This window comes from Pseudomonas sp. Pmew2, from assembly GCF_058129885.1.
On the sequence record NZ_CM176702.1, the window covers coordinates 1,841,515 to 1,866,257 of the forward strand.

Below are 24,743 nucleotides of genomic sequence, written 5' to 3' on the forward strand. Positions count from 1 at the left end.
TCCAGCATGAACGAGGACACCGTGGACGAGATAACCGGGCTGGCCGATACACTTGGCAGGCTTCTCGACGCAATGAACGCTCAAGTGACCACCGCCGAATCCTGCACGGGAGGCGGAATCGCCGAAGCGATCACACGCATCGCTGGCAGCTCGGCGTGGTTCGAAGCGGGTTATGTGACTTATTCAAATGCCCAGAAGACCCGGCAATTGGGCGTGCCCGAGGCACTGTTCGTAGAGGCCGGGGCGGTCAGCCAGCCTGTTGTCGAAGCCATGGTGCGAGGTGCGCAGCGTGAAAGCGGCGCGCGATTCGCCGTCGCAGTCAGCGGTGTTGCAGGGCCTGGCGGTGGTTCGCCGGATAAACCGGTCGGTACCGTATGGCTGTGTTGGGGCAAGGATGATGCGCTTGTCGCACAGCGTCGCCAGTTCGATGGCGACCGGGATCAGGTCCGTCGACAGACGGTCGAAGCCGCGCTGCAAGGGCTTATACAGCTTGCGCGTGGAGAAATGCCAAAACAGGGGTAGGCGCGCGCTCATCGCTGTGGAATAATACTGTCTACTTATACAGGTGTTGTGGCCATCAAGGCCCTAATTGAATTTGATTACGTGAGGACTTCAATGGACGACAACAAGAAGAAAGCCTTGGCTGCGGCCTTGGGTCAGATCGAGCGTCAGTTCGGTAAAGGTGCCGTGATGCGCATGGGCGACCATGATCGCCAGGCTATTCCTGCCATCTCCACCGGCTCGCTGGGTCTGGATATCGCACTGGGCATCGGCGGTCTGCCGAAAGGCCGGATCGTGGAAATCTACGGTCCAGAGTCTTCCGGTAAAACCACGCTGACGTTGTCGGTCATCGCGCAAGCCCAGAAAATGGGTGCTACCTGTGCGTTTGTCGACGCCGAGCACGCGCTTGATCCGGAATACGCCGGCAAACTGGGCGTCAATGTCGACGACCTGCTGGTTTCGCAGCCGGACACCGGTGAGCAGGCGCTTGAAATCACCGACATGCTGGTACGTTCCAACGCCATCGACGTCATCGTTGTCGACTCCGTTGCTGCGCTGGTGCCTAAGGCAGAGATCGAAGGCGAAATGGGTGATATGCACGTGGGTCTGCAGGCACGTCTGATGTCGCAGGCGCTGCGCAAGATCACCGGTAACATCAAGAACGCCAATTGCCTGGTGATCTTCATCAACCAGATCCGCATGAAGATCGGCGTGATGTTCGGTAGCCCGGAAACCACTACCGGTGGTAACGCCCTGAAGTTCTACGCTTCGGTACGTCTGGACATCCGCCGTACAGGCGCAGTGAAAGAAGGCGACGAGGTTGTCGGCAGCGAAACCCGCGTCAAGGTCGTGAAGAACAAGGTGGCTCCGCCATTCCGTCAGGCCGAGTTCCAGATTCTTTACGGCAAGGGTATCTACCTGAACGGTGAAATCGTCGATCTGGCCGTTCTGCATGGTTTTGTCGAGAAGTCCGGCGCCTGGTACAGCTACCAGGGCAGCAAGATCGGTCAGGGTAAAGCCAACTCGGCCAAATTCCTGGCAGACAATCCGGAAATCTGCAAAGCGCTCGAGAAGCAGATTCGCGACAAGTTGCTCACCCCTGGCGTCGACACCAAAGCTGTTGGCTCACGTGAAGCAGTGGCTGCCGATGATATGTCTGAAGCAGATGTCGATATCTGATAGCCATGCCTGCCGTACTCGATACACCCGTCGCCGTAAGGCGCACTGCAATGGACCTGCTCGCACGTCGCGAGCACGGTCGAGTCGAGTTGACGCGTAAACTGCGTCAGCGCGGCGCTCCCCCTGAGCTTATCGATGCAGCACTCGACCGTCTGGTCGAGGAAGGCCTGCTCTCTGAATCCCGTTACCTTGAAAGCTTCGTTTCTTACCGGGCACGTTCGGGCTACGGTCCTGTTCGTATTCGAGAAGAGCTGAATCAGCGTGGCTTGCAACGTGCCGACATTGAGCAGGCGCTCAGGGAGTGCGGCATTGATTGGCAGGAGAAGCTTCACGAGCTCTGGCAGCGCAAGTTTGCCGGTGCTTTGCCTGTTGATGCTCGTGAGCGAGCCAGGCAGGGAAGGTTTCTGAGTTATCGCGGCTATCCGCTGGATATGATCGGCCGCTTGTTAAGCGGCCGTGGCGGGGATGACTGAGGTATCAGAGCGTTTTCTGTGGCGCTTGATCCTGCGCGCCATCTCTTGTCGCTGAGGCGTCCTCCCAGTTTTCCTGTTGATTGATGTAGTCCACCAGTTCACGAAGCCTGCCCTGATTGCGTCCTGTGAAGGTAAACGCAAGTCGTGTCAGGTGACTGAATTGAACTTCATCGTGCTCCTCGCCCTGATAGCTGTGCTGATGAAAGTTTTCATTGATACACAGATCGGCGAAAGCTTCCTGCATGTGCTCCAGAGCCTTCGCGCTGAGCGCGTGGCGCATGCGGATCACAAACTTGTTCTTCAGCCAGCGGCTGGAGTGGAAGTTGCCATAAAACTGGTTGATCTCTTCCACGGCGTCATCGGCGCTGTAGACCAGTCTCATCAGTTTCATATCGGCTGGCAGAATGTAGTGGTTGTCCTGCAACTGGTTTTTGATGAAGTCCAGTGCACCTTGCCAGAAGCTGCCGCCAGGGGTGTCCAGTAACACGACGGGCACCAGAGGGCTTTTGCCGGTCTGTATCAATGTAAGCACTTCCAGCGCTTCGTCCAGGGTTCCAAACCCGCCTGGACACAGCACCAGCGCGTCGGCTTCCTTGACGAAGAACAACTTGCGTGTGAAGAAGAAGTGGAAAGGCAGCAGGTTTTCCGTGCCCTCCACCGTAGGGTTGGCGTGCTGCTCGAAGGGCAGGGTAATGTTGAACCCCAGGCTGTGTTTCAGACCTGCACCTGCGTGGGCTGCCGCCATGATGCCGCCACCTGCGCCGGTGATGACCATCATGTCCGAGCGGGCAAGCTTTTCGCCCAGCTCTCTGGCCTGTGCGTAAAGGGGGTGCTCTTGAGGGGTGCGAGCAGAGCCGAATACGGTGACTTTGCGGCGGCCCTTGAAGCGCTCGAGCACCCGAAAGGCTTTGTCCAGTTCGCGCAGGGTTTGCAGCGTTATCTTGACGTCCCAGCGATTGCGGTCGTCCTGGGCCATGCGTAGCACCGTGAGCATCATGTCGCGATACAGCGGCAGGTTTCTGGTACCAGGAGCAACCTCGTTGATGTGCTCTTCAATTTTGCTGGTCAGGTCGAGCCCGTTGCTTTGAAAGTGTCGGGATAGAAGATCGTCAGGTACATACGGCATTCGGGGTTTATCCTCCTGCAGAATCAATGGCCCGGTGGGGCGTGTTGAATCGATGATGTCCCGGTTTGCAGAGAAAGGCTACCCATTCCCTGTTCATTGCCAGGGCGGATTCATTGCAGGATGTCTTGAGCGTTGCTGAACTGACGCGCCTGAGGGACAGGCGCGCGGGGAGGGGGCTACGTGCCGGGGTGGCTTACTTTTTCGGCTTTACAGTGCAATCCGACGCCTGAAAGGTCTGGGTCGCAACCGGGCGGTTGGTCTTGTACTCGGTGAACTGATACTTGAGGACGGCCCCCTTGGTCATCAACTGGCGGAAACCGTTGTTGTGGCAAACGCTGTTGCCCAACTGGTTGCGCATCACGTCCGGGTTGGCGCGCATTTGCTGGGCCTGACCTTCGCGTACGCTCAAGTGGTTGATCAATTCGTTGCCACTGACGGTATAGCCCTGATCGAGGATGTCTTCGTTGATCGCTCTTGGCGTGCCGACACTGCTTTCCTTAGCCACTTTTTCCAGCATCTTGCTGAGTTCGAACTCCTGTTTCGACGCCGCCTGGGCGCATAGCGGAGCAACGAGCAAAAGCGTAAGGGTGGGTACGATAAGGCGCAGCATAAACTCTCCTGATTAAGTGGCTGGCCGTTGGACCAGCGACTTCAAAGTGCGTTCCGGGCAGCCCGCCGATAACGCGGGTTGCAATGGCGCAGCAGTATAGAGCAGGAGTCTTCATCGGGCCTAGGGGCTGTACCCGTTTCAACACGGTCTCTCTGAAGCGGGAACAGCTCGAGGACCGAAAGCGGGTTGAAGTGCCGGGGCTCTGATAAACTGCGCGCACTTTAATCCTGCCGAGTCTTTGTGGTGTCGATGTATTCCCCCCGCAGGCGTGTCCTGTAATGAGTCATGCCGTTTCCCGTCTGCGCGACGAGCGTCTGGCCCGCAGTACCAAGCCCTTTATTGCTCGCGGTTCGCGCGCGCCGCGCTGTCCGGATTGCCGGGTTATCTCCAGTTATTGCCTGTGCGCGTGGCGACCTGCCGTGACTGCCGAGTCAGGCATGTGCCTGCTGATGTACGACACCGAGCCTTTGAAGCCGACCAACACCGGCTGGCTGATCGCCGATGTCATCAAGGACACCCACGCCTTCGGCTGGTCGCGAATAGATGTCGACGAGCAATTGCTCGCCTTGCTGGACGATCCGCAGTGGCAGCCGTATATCGTTTTTCCCGGTGAATTCGTTGCCGAGGAGCGTGTGGTCAATAAGGTGTCGCGCATGGATGGCAAGCGTCCGCTGTTCATTCTGCTGGATGCCACCTGGACCGAAGCGCGCAAGATGTTCCGCAAAAGCCCGTATCTGGAAAGGTTTCCGGTGTTGACGCTGGAGCCCGAGCAGATCTCGCGTTACCGTTTGCGCCGATCAAGGCGAGACGATCACTTCTGTACTGCCGAAGTCGCCGCGCTTTGTCTGGAGCTGGCCGGGGATACCTGCGCCAGTGGTGTACTGGATGCTTATCTGGATGTCTTCAGCGCTCATTATCTGGGTGCCAAGTACCTCAAGCCGATAGACCCTGACGACGCGGCCCACACTCATTTGAAGGCTTTTATTTGAAGGCTTTCTATCACGCAGTGTTGCGGATCTGCCCTGTATGGGCTAATTGCCATCCATGTTCTCGGGCAATGACGCTTCGCGCTTGACCGTCATGGTCTTGCTGGGCATGCTTGGCGCCGCCTGGAAGCCGATTCATCTTGTCTGGTGTGGCACCGACGCTCTTTTCGGGTTGTCGCGATGCGCATTCGCCAGTCTTGCTGGGTGGCCGATTCTGTCGGCCCTCACTATAAAAACAGGATCACTACATGACCTACGACATCCTGATCGCTGATGATCATCCCCTGTTTCGCAGTGCGCTGCATCAGGCGCTGAGCATTGGCCTGGGGCCTGAAGCGCGGCTCGTCGAGGCAGAAAGCATTGCCCAGCTTGAATCCCGTCTGGGAGAGAAGGCTGATTGGGATCTGGTTCTGCTGGACCTGAACATGCCAGGGGCTTATGGCTTCTCCGGGCTGGTCCTGTTGCGCGGCCAATATCCGCAGATACCGGTGGTGATGGTTTCGGCTCAGGAAGAGGCGTCGATAGTGGTGCGTTCCAGAGAGTTTGGTGCCAGCGGGTTCATTCCTAAATCCAGCCCCCTTGAAGTCATTCAGCAGGCGGTGCGCACCGTGCTCGATGGCGACGTCTGGTGGCCGCCGCAGGTCAATGAAGTGATCAGTGTTTCGGATGAAGCGAAGGCTGCAAGCGCTGGCCTTGCCAGCCTCACGCCCCAGCAGTTTCGAGTATTGACGATGGTCTGTGAGGGGCTGCTGAACAAGCAGATTGCCTCAGAACTCAGCGTCTCCGAAGCCACTATCAAGGCGCACGTCACGGCGATTTTCCGCAAGCTTGGCGTGCGCACGCGAACTCAGGCAGCGTTGTTGTTACAGCAGCTTGAGTCCATCTCGTCCAGTTAACGGTGTTCAGGTTGCGAGCATTCACGCTTTTTTGACCTTTAGTGCCTTAGCTTTCCTCATCTTTTTTACACAGCAGCCTCTCTATGTCGCCCTTCAAAGGCCAAACCGGTCTAAAACGTATCCTCAATGCCGCAGGCTATTCTCTGGACGGTCTGTCAGCTGCTTTCAAAGGTGAAGCCGCTTTCCGCCAGCTGGTACTGCTTAACGTAGTGTTGGTCCCGCTATCGTTTTTCCTGCACGTCAGCAAGGCCGAGCATGCCTTGCTGGTCGCCGTTTGCCTGCTGGCCCTGATTGTAGAATTGCTCAACTCAGCTGTAGAGGCTGCCATCGACCGAATCTCTCTGGACCTGCACCCGTTGTCCAAGAACGCCAAGGACATGGGCAGCGCTGCCCAGTTCATCGCCTTGAGCATGATCGCTCTGGTGTGGGGCATTGTGCTGCTGGGTTAGGGCTTGTTCAATACAGGCTTGGCAGCACGATCTCGTCGCTGCGCTTCACTCCGGCGGTGAACGCGCGGCACAGTTCGAGGAATTCGCGCATGGCTGACGTCTGATATTTCTGTTTGTGCCAGATGAAATAGAACTGACGCGCCAGATCCAGCTCAGGCGTGGCCAATTCCACCAGGTTGCCGCGACGAAACGAGTCGCGTAGCGCCAGTCTGGAAATGCAGCCAATGCCCAGTCCGGATTCCACTGCCCGCTTGATGGCTTCGGTGTGTTCCAGCTCCAGTCGGACATTCAGCCCGTTGCGGTGGTGACGCATGGCCTGATCGAACGTCAAACGCGTGCCTGAACCTTGTTCTCGCAGTATCCAGGCTTCATGGGTCAGTTCTTCCAGCGTTACATGGGCGCGTTTGGCCAGTGGATGCTGTGGAGCACAGAACACCACAAGTTCGTCTTCGACCCAGGACTGCACTTCGATGTCCGGGTGGCTGCAATCGCCTTCGATCAAGCCCAGATCAATCTCGTAGTGGGCAACCTGTTGCACGATATGCGCGGTGTTCTGGACGTGCAGTTTGACCTGGCTTTCCGGGTGACGCTGCATGTAGCCGCCGATCAGCAGGGTCGCCAGATAATTGCCAATCGTCAGTGTGGCCCCGACTGCCAGCGAGCCAAAGCCTGATTTACCGTTCAGCAGGTCTTCGATTTCCTTTGCCTGATCCAGCAGAGCGACGGCCTGCGGCAGTAATTGCCTGCCCGTGGCATTAAGGCTTAGCCGCTTGCCGGCGCGGTCAAACAGCTGGCAGCTCGATTGGCGCTCCAGCTCGGTGATGGAGGTGCTGGCAGCCGACTGCGAAAGCGAAAGCAGCACGGCTGCTTTGGAGACGCTTTCCTGCCGGGCGACGGCAACGAACACTTGGAGCTGGCGGAGAGTAAATCGCATATCTATATAACCGATAACCTATATCTTGATAATTCATTTAACAGATATTGTGTCTGCCACTAGAATGTCGCGCAATAGCGCAATGCTTCTGCGCGCACTATTTTTTCAGGAGTCTTCACGTACATGAGCAACATGAACCACGAGCGTGTCCTCAGCGTCCACCATTGGAACGACACCCTCTTCAGTTTCAAGTGCACCCGCGACCCTGGTTTGCGTTTCGAGAACGGTCAGTTCGTCATGATCGGTCTGCAGCAGCCAAACGGTCGTCCGCTCATGCGCGCCTACTCGATTGCCAGCCCGAACTGGGAAGAGCATCTGGAATTTTTCAGCATCAAGGTGCCGGACGGTCCCCTGACTTCGCAGTTGCAGCACCTCAAGGAAGGCGATGAAATCATCATCAGCAAAAAGCCTACGGGTACGCTGGTGCTGGACGACCTCAAGCCGGGCAAACATCTTTACCTGTTGAGCACGGGTACTGGCCTGGCGCCGTTCATGAGCGTGATTCAGGACCCTGAAACCTACGAGCGTTTTGAGAAAGTCATCCTGTGCCACGGCGTGCGTTACGTGAACGAAGTCGCCTATCGCGAATTCATCACCGAGCATCTGCCGCAGAACGAGTTCTTTGGTGAAGCGCTGCGTGACAAGCTGATCTACTACCCGACTGTCACCCGCGAGCCGTTCGAGAACGAAGGTCGCCTGACCGATCTGATGCGCAGTGGCAAACTGTTCAGCGATATCGGCTTGCCACCGATCAACCCACAGGACGACCGCGCCATGTTGTGCGGTAGCCCGAGCATGCTCGACGAGACCAGCGAAGTGCTCAACAGCTTTGGTCTGACCGTTTCGCCACGCATGCGTGAGCCCGGCGACTATCTGATCGAGCGTGCATTCGTCGAGAAGTAAGTTGGCCTTACAAAACCCGCCTCGTCCCTGAAGGGATCAGGCGGGTTTTTATTGCTCGGGATTTGTCGCTGGCATCCCTTCAGGCCAGCAGGACTTCAAGCACGCAAATCACACCGGCCTGCGGGTAGTGCCAGCGTACGTCCAGATCCCAGAATTGAGCGCCGTAGCGGCGTTCCGGCGTCGGTAGCTGATAGGCCGGGCGCGGGTCCTGCGCCAGGCATTGCTCGATCAGCTCGACCAGCGGCTCACTCAGGCGTAGTGCGTGTTCGCGAGCCTGCAGCAGGGCGGCGTCCTGCCACTGCACCGGTATCAGGGCCGGCGCAGCGCTGGCGATGTGGTTGGTCGCCTCGGCGATTGCATCGGCGTAGGGTACGTATGGCTTGATGTCCAGCACTGGTGTGCCATCCAGCAAGTCGATGCCGGACAGCCACAGGCGACCGGCTTCGACTTTGTCCAGCCTGACCACCGACTGGCCGATGCCATTGGGGCGGTGCGTCGCGCGCGTGGCAAATACCCCCATCGACTGGTTGCCGCCCAGACGCGGAGGGCGAACCTTCAGGCGCGGCTTGTCTTCCAGCGCCATATGGAACAGAAACAGCAGCCAGACATGACTGACCTCTTCCAGCCCTTGAACAGCCTCACCCTGATCGAAAGGCGCCACCAGCTCCAGCACTCCACGTGCTGCCGGGGCCAGCTGTGGCTGGCGGGGGATGGCGAATTTCTCCTTGAAACAGGAGCGTACGAAGCCGACAGGGGAGACGTTGTAACTCATGGTGCCGACCGGTTCAGCCACGCACGCGCAGGGTCAGACCCTTGAGGAAATTGCGTAGCAGTTGATCGCCACAGGCGCGGTAGTTGGTGTGTCCGACCTTGCGGAACAGTGCGCTCAGCTCTGGCTTGGAAACCGGAAATTCTGCGGATTTCAGGATGGCATGCATGTCGTCTTCTTTCAGTTCGAAGGCCACGCGCAGTTTCTTCAGAACAATGTTGTTGGTAATCGGCAGATCAATCGGCTGCGGCGGACGGCTTTCGTCCTTGCCACGTTTGAAGTAAACCAGGCCATCGAGAAAATGCGCCATGATTTCATCGCTGCAATCCAGATAGCCCTCTTCTTCCTCTTTCTTCATGAAAGCGATGACATCGCTTTTGGACACTTCAAAACCGGTCAGACCGATGATTTCGACAACCTTGCTGTCGCTGATATCGAGCATGTAGCGCACGCTACGCAGTACGTCGTTGTTCATCATGAGGCGTGTTTCCTGATAAGTCGTATGGCGGCGCGTGACGATGGTCATGCGCGCGGTAATAAGGTCGGGTGCCGAGGGAGTTAAAACTTTTCCTTGGTCGTCATGTAGCGCCACTGGCCTTCGGGCAGTTTGCCCATGGACACGCCGCCGATGCGGATGCGACGAATGGCGACGATCTTCAGGCCAACGGCTTCACACAACAGGGCAATGATGCCGGGCTGCGGGTTTTTCATTGCAAAGCGCAGGCGGTTCTCGTTCTGCCAGCTGGCCTTTACGGCGGGCAGTTCCTTGCCTTTGTAGGTCAGGCCGTGATTCAGCCGGTTCAGGCCATGAGCAACCATTTCGCCCGAGATTTCCACCACGTATTCCTGCTCGATCTTGCTGCGGTCATCGGTGAGCTTGCGCAGGATTTTCCAGTCCTGGCTGAACACCATCAAGCCGCTGGCATTGGCTTGCAGGCTTGAAATCGCCTCAAGGCGCATGAAGTGGCCCTTGAGCGGACGCTTGCTGTAGCTGTGCTCGACCGAGAGCGTGCCCGGCGTGATCATCTGCAAAGCCTCTTCGGCGCTTGCCGAGGCAGGTTTGTGCAGGATTATCGTGACCGGTTCAGGGGAGTCGGCCTTGGCATCCGGGCTGAGCTCGATTTTCTGGGTGCTGACCTTGAAGTGCGGCTCTTCGATGACCACGCCGTCCACAGTAACCCAGCCACCCTCGATAAACAGTTCGGCCTCCCGGCGGGAGCAACCGACCAGCTCGATAAGGCGTTTGGAAAGGCGAATGGGGTCTGTCATGAAGAAAAGCCGTTTACTGATGGGAAAGGCGCCATTGTAACCGCCTCACGCTGGTTAATCGCGGCAACATTGCATTTGCGCTGTAATCGATGTCAGTTACGACGGGTCAGGCGCATTCTGAGCATCGGATAAGGCTGACCCAAGCCGTCGACTTCAGAACGGCTGACAACGTCGAAACCATGCCGGAGGTAAAACCCCAGTGCCTGAGTGTTCTGCTCGTTGACGTCCAGTTCACGGATGTCGAAGTGCTCGATTGCGTGGGTCAGCAGCTGCGTGCCCAGCTTTTTCCCGCGATGGTTCGGGTCGATGAACAGAATATCCAGTCGGTTTTTGTTCACGCCCGCGAAGCCCGTGATGTTGAGCTGCTCATCCCGGGTGCAGAACAGCGTCACGCTGTCCAGATACTGTGTCAGCAACCCCTTGAGCCTGATGATGTAGGCGTCCGGTAGAAAGTCATGGGTGGCGCGCACCGAGCGCTCCCACACCTCGCTCATCTCCGGGTAATCGTTGGTGTCCGGGGTATATAACCGCATCTCGCGTTCTCCTTTCGGCCAGTCTTGCATAGACAACGGCCAGAGACGAAAAAGCCCTGCCGGTTCAAGGGCAGGGCTTTCGGTTACGGCAAGGGGCTGTGCTTACAGCATCTCGGCCCACAGGTCGTATTCGTCAGCATCGGTAACGCGGCACATGATCTTGTCGCCTGGCTGAACGGTGCTGCCCTCTTCCAGACCGATGAACACGTTGCCGTCGATTTCCGGAGCATCGAAGAAGCAGCGGCCTACGGCGCCACGATCATCGACTTCGTCGATCAGTACTTCGATTTCCTTGCCGATCTTCATTTGCAGGCGCGCAGCGCTGATTGCCTGTTGATGAGCCATGAAGCGATCCCAGCGGTCCTGCTTGACGTCATCCGGCACGATGGCCGCATCCAGCAGATTGGCAGGAGCACCTTCAACCGGCGAATACTGGAAGCAGCCGACGCGGTCCAGTTGGGCTTCGGTCAGCCAGTCCAGCAGGTACTGGAAGTCTTCTTCGGTCTCACCGGGAAAGCCGACGATGAATGTCGAGCGGATAATCAGATCAGGACACTGCTCGCGCCAGTTCTTGATGCGTGCCAGTGTCTTGTCTTCAAAGGCTGGCCGCTTCATCAGCTTGAGGATTTTCGGGCTGGCGTGCTGGAACGGGATGTCCAGGTACGGCAGGATCTTGCCGGCCGCCATCAGCGGAATCAGTTCGTCGACGTGCGGGTACGGGTAAACGTAATGCAGGCGAACCCAGACGCCCATCGAACCCAGCGCCTGGCACAGCTCGGTCATGCGGGTCTTGACCGGCTGGCCGTCCCAGAACCCGGTGCGGTATTTGACGTCAACGCCATAGGCGCTGGTGTCCTGGGAAATAACCAGCAGCTCCTTCACGCCGGATTTGACCAGACGCTTGGCCTCATCCAGTACATCGCCAACCGGACGGCTGACCAGCTTGCCGCGCATCGACGGGATGATGCAGAAGCTGCAGCTATGGTTGCAGCCTTCGGAAATTTTCAGATACGCGTAGTGGCGCGGGGTCAGCTTGACTCCTTGCGGTGGCACCAGGTCGATCAGCGGATTGTGGTCCTTGCGGGGCGGCACGACATCGTGCACTGCGTTGACCACTTGTTCGTACTGCTGCGGGCCGGTCACCGACAGCACGCTGGGGTGCACATCGCGAATGACATTTGCGTCAACGCCCATGCAGCCGGTCACGATGACCTTGCCGTTTTCCTTGATTGCTTCGCCGATCACTTCCAGCGACTCGGCCTTGGCGGTGTCGATGAAGCCGCAGGTATTGACCACGACCACGTCGGCATCCTCGTAGGTCGCAACGACTTCGTAACCTTCCATGCGCAGCTGGGTCAGGATGCGTTCGGAATCAACGAGTGCCTTCGGGCAACCCAGTGAAACGAATCCGACCTTTGGGGCGGACGGCGTGGTGACGGTGGACATGGCAAACCTCGGCGTGAAGGGCACCCGAACGCGAAGCGCAGGCGCTGACTGGGCGCTTGCTGCGCCTCTGATCAAAAAGTGCGCAATTCTAGCGGTGAGCGGGCGCGATGACCAGCGTTTGGATGAGAATTGCGACGTATGTCAGGCGAGGAGAGGATTTATGCTCAAAGAGCGCTTGGCTGTTGCGCGAGCCTGCATACTTTGTGTGCGCAATTGTCAGGTTCGGGAGGGAGGCGCATTGGTTGAGACCTTCAGGATATGCAGGACGTATCTGGCTACGCTCTCGGCCGCGAGTTGAAGTCGTATTTGCCTGAAGGCTGTTCCGTTTCATCAGATGCGCACTGATGAAACGGGAGCCATCGCCATAAGGATCTAACCTCGGGCCGATTGACCTGTTAACCCCGTGGCTCGTGCATCGGGCACCCATTGTGCTGACTGCGAAAGCCCGCCGAGTGTTCGTAGGCAGGTTTGCGCACTCGCATCACTCCGCCCAGCGGACGGTGCGCCTCAAGACCATGCCATGGGCTGAATGACATGCCTTCATCGATTTCCTGAATGCTTTGCTCTGACCACGAGGATTGGCGGGGGACATCGATTCGAGCGACTGCCACGTAGGGGCTGAGGTCTTCCGGCCAGATCGCCGACGCATCCTCTACCGGCATCTTCTCCAGGTCCGTGGCCAGTTGGATACGAACCTCCCAGCTGGCATCGTTTTCGAGGAAAAACGCTTTGACTGCCTCACGCAGGCCATCCGGCTTGTCTTTCAGGTCCACAGCCTTGTCGGTCAGCGCCATCAACTCTGGGGAAATGGGGACTACGCTCAGCTTGGCGTAGTAGGGCCCGTACAGAAAAGGTACGACGGTGTAGAACGTCTCGCCGAGAATATGAGTCATCGGGTGCCCGCCGAGACTTCTCAGTGTGCCACTCTCGCCCCCGGCAGACTCGATAGCGGACTCGATACCGCGAAGGACTGCAGACAGTGCCTTCTTCATGCCCGGCGCTTTGTCAGTTGTTTTGGCCAATAACTTCAAGGTTTTCAAAAAAGCCTTGGGGTCCCTGGCAGTAAAGGCCTTGGCGTTCTGCATGACGAAATCCTGGGTCGATGCGTCGGCGCTGCCGGGCAAGCGCGTGCCTTCGATACCCACAAGTTTGATCGCCAGCCCCCTGGGCGTTGAGACCTTGTCGTCAAGAATATCCCCCGGGTTGGTTGAGAACCGCATGAAGAGCGGGAAATTTCCAGGTTTCGCAAACGCGCCTTGAGCCAGCGGCTCGGGCAGGTCGTCATAGACCTGAATCTGCCCGCGAAGTAACCCGTGTGCCTTGGCATGCACACTGCGAATGGCGTGCCCGGTGTCTCGCAGAGTGGTTTCAAGAATGGAATGCATGGCTTCCACCAGCTCTTTGCTGGTTTGCGCTTCATCGTCGGGGACGACTTCAAATGAGGGCTGGAAGCGTAATGGGTGAACAGTCAGATTTTTTGTAGTCATCAGGGCATCTCGGTCAGAGGGATCAGGGTACCCGGACGTCGATGCGGTTCTTGATGAACTTTCAGGCGGCAGGCTTAAGTAATGACCGGCCGGTATTTGCGTCGTTCAATGAGAAATATCTCCCCGTAAACTGCCTGAAAGACGGGGCGCGCTGGCCTGATTATTTTCGCCGTTTGCGTTTCACCAAGAATTACAACGAGTGCTGCGTTATGCTTCGCGCCATCGCGCCGAGGCATGTCAATGTCTGGCTGAATCTGAATTGTTACGCGTTGTGATGTTCTCAGTGTTGAACCTCATGTCTGGTTTCCGGGAGTAGTGGATGAGTCAAACAAACAGTCATGGGGAGGCCGCAGGCACTGCCAAGCCTATCGGGTTGCTGATCGCGGCAGTGGGGGTGGTTTATGGCGATATCGGAACAAGCCCGCTGTACACCCTCAAGGAAGTGTTTCAGGGCGGTTACGGCGTGGAAGTCACGCATGACGCGATACTCGGGGTGTTGTCACTGATCTTCTGGTCGCTGATCTGGGTTGTTTCGTTCAAGTACATGGCGTTTGTTCTGCGTGCTGACAACCAGGGCGAGGGCGGCATCATGGCGTTGATGGCGCTGGCGCGTCGAGCATCGGCCAAACACCCCAAACTGCAAATGATGATGGTGGTGTTCGGGTTGTTCGGTGCTGCGCTGTTCTACGGTGACAGCATGATTACCCCGGCAGTCTCGGTATTGTCGGCGATGGAAGGGCTGGAACTGGCCTTCGATGGCCTCGATCACTGGATCGTGCCCATGGCGCTGATTGTGCTGGTGGGGCTGTTTCTGATTCAGCGCCACGGCACGGCACGCATCGGCGTGCTGTTCGGCCCGGTGATGGTGACCTGGTTTCTGGTGCTCGGCGCGCTGGGCGTTTACGGCATCATGCAGTCGCCGGAAGTGCTCAAAGCGGTCAATCCGGCCTGGGGTGTGAATTTCTTCATCATCCATCCGGGTATTGGCGTTGCCATTCTTGGTGCTGTGGTGCTGGCCCTGACCGGTGCCGAGGCACTGTATGCCGACATGGGGCACTTCGGTCGCAAGCCGATTTCGCGTGCCTGGTTCATCCTTGTGCTGCCAGCACTGCTGCTCAACTATTTTGGCCAGGGTGCGCTGGTGCTGGGCAACCCTGAAACGGTTCGCAACCCTTTCTATTTGCTGGCACCGGGCTGGGCGTTGCTGCCATTGATTGGCCTGTCGACGATGGCGACCATCATTGCCTCGCAGGCGGTAATCTCCGGCGCGTTCTCGATGACGCTGCAGGCGATCCAGCTGGGCTACATTCCGCGCATGCATATCCAGCACACCTCCAGTGATGCGCAGGGCCAGATATACATCGGTGCCGTCAACTGGGCGCTGATGGCGGGTGTCATTCTGCTGGTGATCGGCTTCGAATCGTCTGGCGCGCTCGCATCTGCGTACGGCGTGGCAGTGACCGGGACCATGCTCTGCACCACCATTCTGGTGTCGACGGTGATGCTGATGCTCTGGAAATGGCCGCCGTTGCTGGCTGTTCCGTTGCTGATCTGCCTGCTGCTGGTGGATGGCCTGTTCTTTGCGGCCAACGTACCGAAGATCTTCCAGGGCGGTGCCTTCCCGGTTCTGGCAGGTGCAGTGCTGTTCATCCTCATGACCACCTGGAAGCGCGGTAAGCAACTATTGGCGGAGCGGATTGACGAGGGCGGCCTGCCGTTGCCGATCTTCATCGGCAGTATTCGCGTTCAGCCGCCGCATCGCGTGCAGGGCACGGCGGTGTTCCTGACCGCACGTTCGGATGCCGTGCCTCATGCGCTACTGCATAACATGCTGCACAACCAGGTACTGCACGAGCAAGTGGTGCTGTTGACGGTGGTGTATGAGGACTCACCGCGTGTGCCTGCCGCTCAGCGCGTTGAAGTGGAATCCTATGGCGAAGGCTTTTACCGGGTGATCCTGCACTTCGGATTTATTGATGAGCCCGATGTGCCTGCTGCGCTGGCCTTGTGTGATCTGCCGGAGCTGGATTTCAGTCCGATGCGCACCACGTACTTCCTCAGCCGCGAAACGGTGATTCCGTCGAAGATGGATGGCATGGCGCGCTGGCGTGAGGCGCTGTTCGCGTTCATGCTCAAGAATGCCAACGGCAACCTGCGCTTCTTCAAGCTGCCGTTCAATCGGGTGATCGAGCTGGGTACGCAAGTAGAGATGTAAGCGTTCGCTGGCAAGGCTGGCAGCGTGGATAAAAAAATCCCGGCGACCTCACGGTGCCGGGATTTTTTATGCCGTTCAGACTTCTATCTGGCGGCGCTTACTGAGCGGTAGCCTTGCCCTGACGCTTGTTGATGGCGTCGATCAGGCGCTTGGCCAGTGCCGGATAGTCTTCATCGAAGTGGTGACCTCCAGGCAACTGAACGGCCTCGCCGACTGCGGTAGTGTCGGTGCAACCGCTGTCTTTCTTCTCTTCGACACCATAAACACAGAACACCTTGGCGGCTGGCAGCTTGGCCATCTCCTGTCCGGTGGTGGCTTCCTTGCCTGCGTTGCCGAGCCAGCCGTCGACGTGAATCTCGAAGCTGCCAGTACGGGCGAAGGCCAGCAGAATGATCGCGTCGACCCGATTCTGATCATCCGCAGCCAGGCGGTTGTAGATCGCGGGCATCACGTCCGCGCCGAACGAGTAGCCAGCCAGGATGAAGCGCTTGGTGCCCCATTTCTGACGGTAGTGGTTCATCAGGTCGGTGAGATCGACAGCGGTCTGCTCCGGTGTCTTGTGTTCCCAGTAGTAGCGCAACACGTCGATGCCCACCACCGGATAGCCCATCTTGGCCATGTCGCCTGCCACGACCTTGTCCAGATCGCGCCAGCCGCCGTCACCGGACATGAACAGTGTCACGGTATCGGAAGGCTGGCTGGCCGGGACTTCGACGACCGGGATGCCCAGGCCGCCACTGTCGTTTTCACCGAGTAACAGGTGGCGCAGCTCGGTGTTGAGCACCTGAGGCAGCGGAATGTCGTAGTCGCTGATGCTGGTGTCGGCATTGGTCTGGTCACGCACGAACGCTGCACTCGGATCATCCGGGGCGTCGTTCCAGGCGGCCAGCCAGTGTCCGTGCGGAGCTTTTTGCGGCAGCGGCACGTCGCAGATCTGCGGCGGTTTCTCGTCTTCCTCCAGAACAGGCGGCGGATTCGAAACATGCTCCAGCGCAAACCCGACGGAAATGGCCTGCGCCTTGTCGTCGGTCTGCTCGGCCAGCCAGCGCCACGCCAGAGTTGCGCCAGGGCCTATGCCACCGACAACCTTCGCGGGGCCGTCAAGCTTCGCCAGGGCTTCCTGAAAGGTTTTCTGTTGCAGGACGCAGTCGTCCTTGGGCAATACCACCTGAATGATGCGTGCCGAAGCGTCCTTGCTGATCGCCAGCAACTGCTTGTCGGTGAGCATTTCTTCAGCGGTGACGGCCAGCGCAATGCGGGTCTTGATGCTGGTGGCCGGTGTCACGCTGGTCAGTGGCGCGCCACCGTCAAGGTTCAAGTGTTCCAGCGATGCGGGCGGGGCAGGGCGGTTCCAGATCCATATTCCCAGTGCTACGACTAAAAGAACAATTACCAGAGCTGCAAGCAAAAGGCGCCAGGAGCGTCGAATCATCAGCGTTTCACCAATCCAGTCAGGCCGCCCGCAATCAGGGCGGCGGTGTCAGCCAGTGCCACGAGCGGATCAAGTCCGGCAGGCACGGCCATATAACGAGGTTCCCAGTCGGGCTGGAACTTGTCCTTGAAGCGACGCAGCCCCTGGAAGTTGTACAGTTGCTCGCCACGACGAAAGATCATCGAACCCAGGCGCTGAGTGATCGGCGCGCCACGTCGTGGCTGCAGCCCCGACAAAGGCACCATTCCCAGGCTGAATCGCGCATAACCCTGGGCTTTATAATGCAGAATCAGGCCGACCATCATGAATTCCATGGTCAGCTTGGGGGCGTCCGGGTGAGATCGCATCAGGTCCAGGCTGGCCAGTTCCGGGCTGGTGGTTTCCAGCAGGTTGGAAAACGCGACTGGTTTGCCCTGGAAGTGCACGATGGCAATGCGGAAGTACTTGAGGTACTCAGTGCTGAAGCGGCCCAGCGAGAAGCCTTTTTCGCGGACATTCTTGCCGGTTAGCCAGGCATCGGAAATCACTTTCAGCTCATCGATAGGCGCTTGGCCCGGCTCGTAGATTTCCAGCGAAAGCCCATCGCGGCCACCTCGGTTCCAGGTGTAACGCAGGTCTTTCATTTCCTTGCCTTTGGCGTCGATATCGAAGCGTCGCAGGTCAACGCGCGCTTCCTCGCCCAGCTTGATGGCGGTGAGGCCGATGTCCATGTAGAACGGCAGGTTTTCCGCGCGCACCTGATAGAACACCGGGCGAGCATGGTGCACGTCGCACAGGTCGCGGAACTGCCAGATCAGCTCGGCACGCTGCTGGGTCGGGCCAATCGGGTCGTAAAGCGCTACCAGACTGCGGCCGCGATGCGAGTACATCAGGAACGCATTGCCAGCCGGATGGAACAGGATCGCCTTATCGCCGGTCAGCACCAGACCGCCATCCGGCTGTTTGGATGCCTTGAGGATCTCGGCTGCCTTGTCCAGATCTGCCGCGTCGGGCAGTTTGATGACCGGTCTGGCAGTACGCAGCAACCAGGTCAGCGAGACCACCACCAACAGCACCGCGCTACCAAGGGCCGAGCGCAGGCCGCGTGGGGCATCTGCATCCAGTGTGAACTGCCACCACAACTGATGGCTGTAAGGCACGTCCTGATAGGCGAACAGCAGCAGCCAGATCGAGGCACCGACTACACAAATGCTGGCAATCAGGTAGACCGGCGAGAACGGCAGCTCCAGCAGGCGGCTTGGGCGGTAGAACGAACGGCGGAACGTGAGCAGCAGGCAGGCGGTCAGCAGCAGCATGCTGGCCTCTTCCCAGTCGAAGCCCTTGAGTATCGACAGCACTGCACCGACCAGCAGCAAAATAGAGGTCAGCATCCAGGCCGCAGACAGCCGACGACGCAGGCCCTGGGCAAGCAGCAGGCACAGCACGCCCACAAGACTTGCTCCGAAGTGCGACGCGTCGATCAGCCGATGCGGGATCATGAAGCCGACGTTTTCCAGTCGGGTATCGATTTCAGGGGTGGCGCCAGAGAAGAGCAGCACCACCCCCGACAAGAAAACCAGTAGGGCCAGAATCGGTGCCGCCAGCCCCGAGGCAACGCGCATGGCTTGCTTGGTCGGCAGCAGGCGCTGGGCTTCGGTAAACAGTAGGGTAAGGCAGGCCAGCAGCAGCGGCAGGATCACGTAGATCAAGCGGTAAAGTAGCAGCGCGGCGGCTAGCGGGGCGGCACCCAGTTCGTTGGCAAAGGCTGCGAGCAGAATGGCCTCGAACACGCCGACGCCGCCAGGAACATGGCTGAGCACGCCTGCAGCAAGAGCCAGCAGGTAAATAAGGATGAACGCACCGAGAGGCGGCGCGTGCGGCAGCAGCAGGTACAACACCATCGCCGCCGCAGCGACGTCCAGCGCGGTAATCACCAGTTGGATCAGCGTCAGCTTCAAGTCTGGAAGGCGCAAGGTACGACGACCGAGACGAACCAGAATATTGTGCGGGATGTCCTGTTCCGGCAGGCGGCGACGGTAGACAAAGACCGCCAGCAGCAGGCTACCCACCAGTACCGCCGTGGCAACGACGGCCAGTACGTCTACTGGAAGCTTGAGCGCCAGTGACGCGCCGGACAGGTTGCTCAGCGTGGCCAGTGCCGCCAGTGGCGGCAACGCACAGCCTAGCGAAAGGCTGGCGAATACGGTCATGCGGGCGATTTCGATTGCGCCTACGCCATGGCGTGAATAAAGCCTGTAGCGTACCGAGCCACCGGACAGCATCGACAGGCCGACCGCATTGCCGATGGCAAACGAGGTGAAGCCGCCGAGAAGCAGCGTCTTGATGGGCAGATCGACATTGGCATAGCGACTGGCGGACAGTTCGTAGCCCATCAGGATGATATAGCCGACGATTGCCGCGAGCAGCGCGCCGCCCAGAGCGGGCAGGGGCACTGCGAACAGTGAGTCGTGCAGCGCATACCAGTCCATTTCGACCAGCATGTGGCGGCAGGCAATAAGGGCCAGGCTGAACAACAGCAGCATCACCGCCAGCCCGATAGGCTGCCGGTATTTGCTTAGCAGCTCCCGCCAGTTCTGGCGTGGTGGGCTGCCGGGTTGCTCTGCATCAACGGTTTCATTGGAATCGGACATGTTGTCGCGCATCAATCACTCCTTGGATCGTGCGCGACAGGATGGAGGTATGCAGCCAAGTTACCAATCCCTACGCAGAAAATATTTCAGGATGTTAGCGCGTCAACGTCTAACGAGCGAATAGCGAATCCGGCCAGGCGATGCTGTTCAGCCGAGGTTCAGTCGTGATTCAGCTTAGTAACACCTATCGGCAGCGCATGCAAAAACTGTCGTCAATGAAAGCATTACGTTACAGATGTGATGATAGGGTTTCAAAGGGCTTGGAAAATAGTCTTTTTTCTCAGGCAGTTAGCGGTCGCCTGAAATGTTTTTTCACCGGAAACAAAAAAGGCCACTCTTTCGAGTAGCCTTTCTTGATGTTTGGTTGCGGGAGCCGGATTTGAACCGACGACCTTCGGGTTATGAGCCCGACGAGCTACCAGACTGCTCCATCCCGCGTCTGTGTGGCGGCATTCTACAGCCGAACGCTGAAGTGTCAACCCTTAATCCTGAAAGCAGGCAAATGAGTAGCAGATTGTGCACCTTTGCCAATGATGCTGCCTTTTTTGCGCCTCAATGTGAAAGCGCTGATCAGGCTGCAATGAAGGGGTGTCAGTGGCAGGGCATGAGAAGGTACTTTTAACGCAGGCACAAAAAAGGCCACTCTTTCGAGTAGCCTTTTTTGATGTTTGGTTGCGGGAGCCGGATTTGAACCGACGACCTTCGGGTTATGAGCCCGACGAGCTACCAGACTGCTCCATCCCGCGTCTGTGTGGCGGCATTCTACAGAGAGATGGCGAGGTGTCAATGGTTAGTTTTAAAAAAGTGCTTTTTCTTCAATTGGTTAGCGTCGCCGCTTATGAGTTTGTTCGGCTCTGACGCCTGTATGGCGGGGCTGCGCAGCTTTTTCGACCACGCGTCAGGGACTTTTCACTGTTTTTCACGGCGACCTTTCGCATCACTGGATGTTACTTGCCGGTACGAATGAGATACTGCTCAGCCATTGATTGCAAAATCCCATCAGGTCATGACGCAGCGCAAAATCATCCATATCGACTGTGACTGCTTTTATGCAGCCATTGAAATGCGTGACGAGCCCGAACTCGCTGGCAAGCCGCTGGCGGTGGGGGGCTCTGCAGAGCGGCGCGGGGTGATTGCGACCTGTAATTATGAGGCGCGCGCGTATGGGGTGCGTTCAGCCATGTCATCCCGGCATGCACTCAAACTCTGCCCGGACCTGACCATCGTCAAGCCGCGCATGGAGGCTTATAAGGAGGCGTCACGGGAAATCCATACGATATTCCGGGATTACACCGACCTTATAGAGCCTTTGTCTCTGGATGAGGCGTTCCTCGACGTATCGGATGCCGGGCACTTTTCGGGCAGCGCCACGCGCATCGCCCAGGACATCCGGCGCCGGGTCTCGAATCAGCTGCATATCACCGTTTCGGCTGGCGTCGCGCCGAACAAATTTCTGGCCAAGATCGCCAGCGACTGGAAAAAGCCCAACGGTTTGTTCGTCATTACTCCGGATCAGGTCGAGGATTTCGTCGCCTCTTTGCCCGTTACCAAACTCCACGGCGTCGGGAAAGTCACTGCAGACAAGCTGGGGCGGCTGGGCATTGTCGACTGTGCCGACCTGCGAGGCCGCAGCAAGCTTGCGCTTGTCCGTGAGTTTGGCAGCTTCGGTGAGCGTCTCTGGAGTCTGGCGCACGGAATAGATGACCGTCCGGTGCAGAACGACAGTCGGCGTCAGTCAGTCAGCGTAGAAAATACCTACGACACGGATCTGCCTGATCTGGCTGCCTGCCTGGAAAAGCTGCCGGCCCTGCTGGAAACCCTCGGTAACCGGATGGCGAGAATGGAAGGGCAGTACCGGCCCGGCAAGCCCTTCGTCAAAGTGAAGTTTCACGACTTCACTCAGACAACTCTGGAGCAGTCCGGAGCCGGAAGGGATCTGGGCAGTTACGAACAGTTGCTGGCGCAGGCGTTTGCCCGGGGTGCCAAGCCTGTTCGGCTTCTGGGTATAGGTGTGCGTCTGCACGACCTGCGCGCAGCTCATGAACAATTGGAGTTGTTCTCGCAATAATGAAATGATCGGCTGCGGTTACATACCGCAGCCTTTCACATTACTGGCTCTGGGCGGGAACGGCGACCAGACGGCCAGCGTCCCTGGCGAGTGATTTGAGAAATTCACCCTGCAACTGCGGATCGTTGCGTGTCAGTTCAATCAGGCTCTGTTCGAGCTCGCTGGCTTCTTCTTCCAGCCCCAGGTCAGAAAGGCGTTTGACGCGATGCACCCATTGGCTGACCTCGTCATCTTCCAGATCGTCGTAGATCAGTGCGTGGGCTTCCAGCAGCTTGCCGCGCAGAGAGTGGCTGATCGGCAAGCTGGCATTCGCGTGAGCGCTGTCCTGGTCGTCTTCGACGTTGATATAAATGCGCGTGATACGGCTCAGGTCCTGTTCGGCAAAAGGACTGTCCAGCAGGTTCAGGCGCAGAATGCCGTTGCGGTCGGTGCTCATTTCATGAGTTTCGTTACCGGCCTTGACCATCACCGGGCGTTCATTCCACGGCAGCGTGGAGTTCTCGATCCGTTTGTCTTTCTGGACTTCGTCAATGCTCGCCAGATTCTGCTGGGCGCGCCCGTGAGAGGGAGCGTTCATGAACGGGTTCAGACCTGCCACACCGTAGTGAATCCAGTCCCGGGTCATGCTTTCCGGCAAATTGCCCAGTGCAAAGACGTTGACCACATTCGCCCCGACGCCTGCTACAACAGCGACCGCGCCGAGGGGGATCTCGTAGATCTCCCGCCAGGGCTGGTAAGGCGTATAGCGGTCATAGTGGCGGGTGACTTCAAAATCGGTAACTTCGAACGATTTGTGCTCGTGAATCCGCACGCGGCGTTGCGGTAACTCCAGCGTTTTGGGTTCACCGATATCGACTTGCAGTGTGTGTTCGAGCAGTTTGCGTTCGACGCGCTCCTCGTGCTCACTGCGTTGTGATAGCTGATTGGCACAGCCGCCGACGAGAAACGAGCCGCACAGGACGGCGCTGCCGAGGCTTAAGGTGCTTCGTTTGAGCATGGGATCTCTGATGCGGATTGGGCGAGTGACGAGCGGCGCACCTTCGAACAGGTGCGCCTTTTGACTCAGCGGTTCACTTTGCCCTGGATGAACGACAGCACATCCGCGACTGCAATGGCTTGCGGTTGCGACTCGGTACGGCTCTTGTATTCCAGATTGCCTTCGGCCAGACCACGGTCGCTGACTACGATGCGATGCGGAATACCGATCAGTTCCATGTCAGCGAACTTGATGCCGGGGCTGGTTTTCTTGTCGCGGTCATCGAGCAATACCTCAAAGCCGGCGGCAGTCAGCTCGGCGTACAGTTTGTCTGTCGCTTCACGAACCGCGTCTGTTTCGTAGCGCAGAGGGATCAAGGCGATCTGGAAAGGCGCCAGAGTGTCGTTCCAGATAATGCCGTTTTCGTCGCTGTTCTGTTCGATTGCGGCGGCAACCACGCGGGAAACGCCGATGCCGTAGCAACCCATCGCCAGATTGACCGGCTTGCCGTTTTCCCCCAGCACCTGGCACTTCATCGCTTCGCTGTACTTGGTGCCCAGCTGGAAGATGTGGCCCACTTCGATGCCGCGCTTGATTTCCAGCGTGCCTTTGCCGTCCGGGCTTGGGTCGCCCGCAACAACATTACGCAGGTCTGCGACGGTCGGAACCGGCAGGTCGCGTTCCCAGTTGACGCCGAAATAGTGCTTGTCATCGATATTGGCGCCGACGCTGAAGTCGCTCATCAGCTCGACCGAGCGGTCGATGATGCACGGCAGCGGCAGATTCAACGGACCCAGCGAGCCTGCGCCTGCACCGATGGCATCACGCAGTTCGGCTTCGGATGCCATCACCAACGGGCTGGCAACCTGTTCAAGCTGGCTGGCCTTGATTTCGTTGAGCTCGTGATCGCCACGGATGATCAGGGCAATCAGCTTGCCTTCTTCGGCAGCATGCACCACCAGCGTCTTGACGGTTTTCTCGATCGGCAAATCGAAACCTTCGACCAGTTGGGCGATGGTCTTGGCGTTCGGAGTATCGATCAGACGCAATTCTTCAGTAGCGGCCGGACGAGCTTTCTCACGAGGTACTGCTTCGGCTTTTTCGATGTTGGCTGCGTAATCGGAGCCATCGCTGAACACGATATCGTCTTCGCCGGATTCGGCCAGCACATGGAACTCGTGCGAGCCTGCGCCGCCAATCGAGCCGTTGTCAGCTTCGACCGGGCGGAATTTGAGGCCCAGGCGGGTGAAGATGTTGCTGTATGCCAGGTGCATGCGGTCGTAGGTGACCTGCAGCGACGCGTGGTCAGCGTGGAACGAGTAGGCGTCTTTCATGACGAATTCGCGTCCGCGCATCAGGCCGAAGCGTGGACGAATCTCATCACGGAATTTGGTCTGGATCTGGTACATGTTGATCGGCAGCTGTTTATAGCTGTTGAGCTCATTGCGTGCCAGATCGGTGATGACTTCTTCGTGGGTCGGGCCCAGGCAGAACTCACGGTTGTGGCGGTCGACCAGGCGCATCAGCTCCGGGCCGTATTGTTCCCAGCGACCGGATTCCTGCCAGAGTTCTGCAGGCTGAATGCCGGGCATTAGAATTTCGAGTGCGCCAGCGGCGTCCATTTCTTCACGAACAATCGCTTCGACCTTGCGCAGCACGCGCAGGCCCATGGGCAGCCAGGTGTAAAGACCGGATGCCAGCTTGCGGATCATGCCAGCGCGCAGCATCAGCTGATGGCTGACCACGACCGCATCGGAAGGGGTTTCTTTCTGTGTGGCGAGCAAAAATTGACTGGTGCGCATGGTTGGCCGTTGTCGGTTGCTGAGACTGGATATGACCTGGCATTGTACGGCGGTGTTCC

21 protein-coding genes, 2 tRNA genes and 1 pseudogene are annotated in these 24,743 nt (G+C 58.2%); 9 read left to right on the forward strand and 15 right to left on the reverse strand.

Annotation, left to right across the window (positions count from 1 at the left end):
• Positions 1–21 precede the first annotated feature (21 nt).
• From AC4ANK_RS08455 to recX, 3 genes are all read left to right on the forward strand, one after another.
• Complete coding sequence (locus AC4ANK_RS08455) at positions 22–522, forward strand: CinA family protein (protein WP_002554689.1); 501 nt, start codon at positions 22–24, stop codon at positions 520–522.
• A 93-nt stretch (positions 523–615) separates the two neighbouring features.
• Positions 616–1,680: a recombinase RecA gene (gene recA, locus AC4ANK_RS08460; RefSeq protein WP_002554688.1), complete on the forward strand. Its 1,065-nt coding sequence runs from the start codon at positions 616–618 to the stop codon at positions 1,678–1,680.
• Between the two features lie 5 nt (positions 1,681–1,685).
• Positions 1,686–2,153: a recombination regulator RecX gene (gene recX / locus AC4ANK_RS08465; protein ID WP_002554687.1), complete on the forward strand. Its 468-nt coding sequence runs from the start codon at positions 1,686–1,688 to the stop codon at positions 2,151–2,153.
• Between the two features lie 4 nt (positions 2,154–2,157).
• On the opposite strand, the gene AC4ANK_RS08470 is transcribed toward recX, so the two are convergent.
• Positions 2,158–3,279 (reverse strand): LOG family protein, encoded by a 1,122-nt coding sequence (locus AC4ANK_RS08470; RefSeq protein WP_002554686.1) that lies wholly within the window; start codon positions 3,277–3,279, stop codon positions 2,158–2,160.
• Positions 3,280–3,472: 193 nt separating this feature from the next.
• On the reverse strand, positions 3,473–3,889 hold the full coding sequence (locus AC4ANK_RS08475; protein WP_002554685.1) for a quorum-sensing-regulated virulence factor family protein: 417 nt from the start codon (positions 3,887–3,889) through the stop codon (positions 3,473–3,475).
• 278 nt (positions 3,890–4,167) lie between these two features.
• On the opposite strand from AC4ANK_RS08475, the gene AC4ANK_RS08480 reads away from it, so the two are divergent.
• From AC4ANK_RS08480 to AC4ANK_RS08490, 3 genes are all read left to right on the forward strand, one after another.
• Entirely contained in the window at positions 4,168–4,878 is a 711-nt protein-coding gene (locus AC4ANK_RS08480) for a tRNA-uridine aminocarboxypropyltransferase (protein WP_002554684.1), read from the forward strand.
• A 245-nt stretch (positions 4,879–5,123) separates the two neighbouring features.
• Positions 5,124–5,771 carry a response regulator transcription factor ErdR gene (erdR, locus tag AC4ANK_RS08485; protein WP_002554683.1) on the forward strand — a complete coding sequence of 216 codons (648 nt, stop codon included), beginning with the start codon at positions 5,124–5,126 and terminating at the stop codon, positions 5,769–5,771.
• An 83-nt stretch (positions 5,772–5,854) separates the two neighbouring features.
• A complete protein-coding gene (locus AC4ANK_RS08490) occupies positions 5,855–6,220 on the forward strand; it encodes a diacylglycerol kinase (protein WP_002554682.1) in 366 nt (121 codons plus the stop codon).
• A 7-nt stretch (positions 6,221–6,227) separates the two neighbouring features.
• Here AC4ANK_RS08490 and AC4ANK_RS08495 read toward each other — a convergent pair whose 3' ends face one another.
• Entirely contained in the window at positions 6,228–7,154 is a 927-nt protein-coding gene (locus tag AC4ANK_RS08495; protein WP_002554681.1) for a LysR family transcriptional regulator, read from the reverse strand.
• A 123-nt stretch (positions 7,155–7,277) separates the two neighbouring features.
• On the opposite strand from AC4ANK_RS08495, the gene fpr reads away from it, so the two are divergent.
• Positions 7,278–8,057 carry a ferredoxin-NADP reductase gene (fpr, locus tag AC4ANK_RS08500; protein WP_002554680.1) on the forward strand — a complete coding sequence of 260 codons (780 nt, stop codon included), beginning with the start codon at positions 7,278–7,280 and terminating at the stop codon, positions 8,055–8,057.
• 79 nt (positions 8,058–8,136) lie between these two features.
• Here the strand turns inward: fpr and tsaA are convergent, their stop codons facing one another.
• The 6 genes from tsaA to AC4ANK_RS08530 all read right to left on the reverse strand — a co-directional run bounded on the left by tsaA (position 8,137) and on the right by AC4ANK_RS08530 (position 13,561).
• On the reverse strand, positions 8,137–8,829 hold the full coding sequence (tsaA, locus tag AC4ANK_RS08505; RefSeq protein ID WP_002554679.1) for a tRNA (N6-threonylcarbamoyladenosine(37)-N6)-methyltransferase TrmO: 693 nt from the start codon (positions 8,827–8,829) through the stop codon (positions 8,137–8,139).
• A 13-nt stretch (positions 8,830–8,842) separates the two neighbouring features.
• A complete protein-coding gene (locus tag AC4ANK_RS08510; protein ID WP_002554678.1) occupies positions 8,843–9,304 on the reverse strand; it encodes a YehS family protein in 462 nt (153 codons plus the stop codon).
• An 80-nt stretch (positions 9,305–9,384) separates the two neighbouring features.
• On the reverse strand, positions 9,385–10,095 hold the full coding sequence (locus tag AC4ANK_RS08515) for an rRNA pseudouridine synthase (protein WP_002554677.1): 711 nt from the start codon (positions 10,093–10,095) through the stop codon (positions 9,385–9,387).
• 92 nt (positions 10,096–10,187) lie between these two features.
• Positions 10,188–10,628: a GNAT family N-acetyltransferase gene (locus AC4ANK_RS08520; protein ID WP_002554676.1), complete on the reverse strand. Its 441-nt coding sequence runs from the start codon at positions 10,626–10,628 to the stop codon at positions 10,188–10,190.
• A 102-nt stretch (positions 10,629–10,730) separates the two neighbouring features.
• Complete coding sequence (gene rimO, locus AC4ANK_RS08525; RefSeq protein ID WP_002554675.1) at positions 10,731–12,074, reverse strand: 30S ribosomal protein S12 methylthiotransferase RimO; 1,344 nt, start codon at positions 12,072–12,074, stop codon at positions 10,731–10,733.
• Positions 12,075–12,469: 395 nt separating this feature from the next.
• Complete coding sequence (locus tag AC4ANK_RS08530; protein WP_002554674.1) at positions 12,470–13,561, reverse strand: catalase family protein; 1,092 nt, start codon at positions 13,559–13,561, stop codon at positions 12,470–12,472.
• Between the two features lie 319 nt (positions 13,562–13,880).
• Here AC4ANK_RS08530 and AC4ANK_RS08535 point away from each other — a divergent pair, with 319 nt between their 5' ends.
• On the forward strand, positions 13,881–15,776 hold the full coding sequence (locus AC4ANK_RS08535) for a potassium transporter Kup (protein ID WP_005733333.1): 1,896 nt from the start codon (positions 13,881–13,883) through the stop codon (positions 15,774–15,776).
• Positions 15,777–15,873: 97 nt separating this feature from the next.
• Here the strand turns inward: AC4ANK_RS08535 and AC4ANK_RS08540 are convergent, their stop codons facing one another.
• From AC4ANK_RS08540 to AC4ANK_RS08555, 4 genes and pseudogenes are all read right to left on the reverse strand, one after another.
• Positions 15,874–17,208, reverse strand: a complete 1,335-nt coding sequence (locus AC4ANK_RS08540; RefSeq protein WP_002554672.1) for a virulence factor family protein — start codon at positions 17,206–17,208, stop codon at positions 15,874–15,876.
• Positions 17,208–19,825, reverse strand: a pseudogene (gene mprF / locus AC4ANK_RS08545) (bifunctional lysylphosphatidylglycerol flippase/synthetase MprF). Before mprF ends, AC4ANK_RS08540 begins: the two are co-directional and overlap by 1 nt.
• A gap of 374 nt (positions 19,826–20,199) precedes the next feature.
• Positions 20,200–20,276: transfer RNA gene (locus AC4ANK_RS08550), tRNA-Met, on the reverse strand.
• A 231-nt stretch (positions 20,277–20,507) separates the two neighbouring features.
• Positions 20,508–20,584: transfer RNA gene (locus AC4ANK_RS08555), tRNA-Met, on the reverse strand.
• A gap of 260 nt (positions 20,585–20,844) precedes the next feature.
• On the opposite strand from AC4ANK_RS08555, the gene dinB reads away from it, so the two are divergent.
• Positions 20,845–21,906, forward strand: coding sequence for a DNA polymerase IV (gene dinB / locus AC4ANK_RS08560; protein ID WP_002554670.1), 1,062 nt, complete (start codon positions 20,845–20,847; stop codon positions 21,904–21,906).
• A 40-nt stretch (positions 21,907–21,946) separates the two neighbouring features.
• Here the strand turns inward: dinB and AC4ANK_RS08565 are convergent, their stop codons facing one another.
• Together AC4ANK_RS08565 and AC4ANK_RS08570 are read right to left on the reverse strand one after the other, a co-directional pair.
• The gene (locus AC4ANK_RS08565; protein WP_002554669.1) at positions 21,947–22,903 is read right to left on the reverse strand and encodes a hypothetical protein; all 957 of its coding nucleotides are present in this window, start codon (positions 22,901–22,903) and stop codon (positions 21,947–21,949) included.
• Between the two features lie 65 nt (positions 22,904–22,968).
• On the reverse strand, positions 22,969–24,684 hold the full coding sequence (locus AC4ANK_RS08570; protein WP_002554668.1) for a proline--tRNA ligase: 1,716 nt from the start codon (positions 24,682–24,684) through the stop codon (positions 22,969–22,971).
• Positions 24,685–24,743 lie beyond the last annotated feature (59 nt).